General features: G+C 51.4%; 2 tRNA genes. Both read right to left on the bottom strand.

Annotated features, from left to right (window positions below):
* Positions 1-354: 354 nt before the first annotated feature.
* Positions 355-430: transfer RNA gene (locus NCR34_RS27915), tRNA-Ala, on the bottom strand.
* Positions 431-458: 28 nt separating this feature from the next.
* Positions 459-535 (bottom strand) — tRNA-Ile (locus tag NCR34_RS27910).

Raw genomic sequence — 535 nt, 5'->3', positions numbered from 1 at the left:
GCGTCCTTCATCGCCTGTGATCGCCAAGGCATCCACCACATGCACTTGTTCGCTTGACCCTATAACGAGTGTGTCTCTCTACTGCTTCAGACTCACACGCTACAGGCTGAGTATTCGCGTTGTGCCGTATTCCAAATCGATCTTTCGATCGTCTTGAGATACATCGATACAATCACTACCCTGACTACCCTACTCACACCCATCTCTAAGTGCTTTCAGATAATCTCTTTACTACTTCTTCCTGATTGTTAAAGAACGTTTAGCCGATAGGTGTCTTGCAATACCCACAGCATCAACTGGCTAGCAATCGCCAATGCGCAACGCTCAAGTAACTGAACGCTGTGCATTGAAGATTGGTGGAGGATGACGGGATCGAACCGACGACCCCCTGCTTGCAAAGCAGGTGCTCTCCCAGCTGAGCTAATCCCCCCGTGTCGCGGATCTGATGCCTCGACCGTTGGTGGGTCTGGTTGGATTCGAACCAACGACCCCCGCCTTATCAAGACGGTGCTCTAACCGACTGAGCTACAGACCC

This window comes from Caballeronia sp. GAWG1-5s-s, from assembly GCF_023631445.1.
GTDB lineage: Bacteria > Pseudomonadota > Gammaproteobacteria > Burkholderiales > Burkholderiaceae > Caballeronia.
Note: the sequence above shows the minus strand (reverse complement) of the source record. Positions and strands in the feature narration are given on the sequence as shown.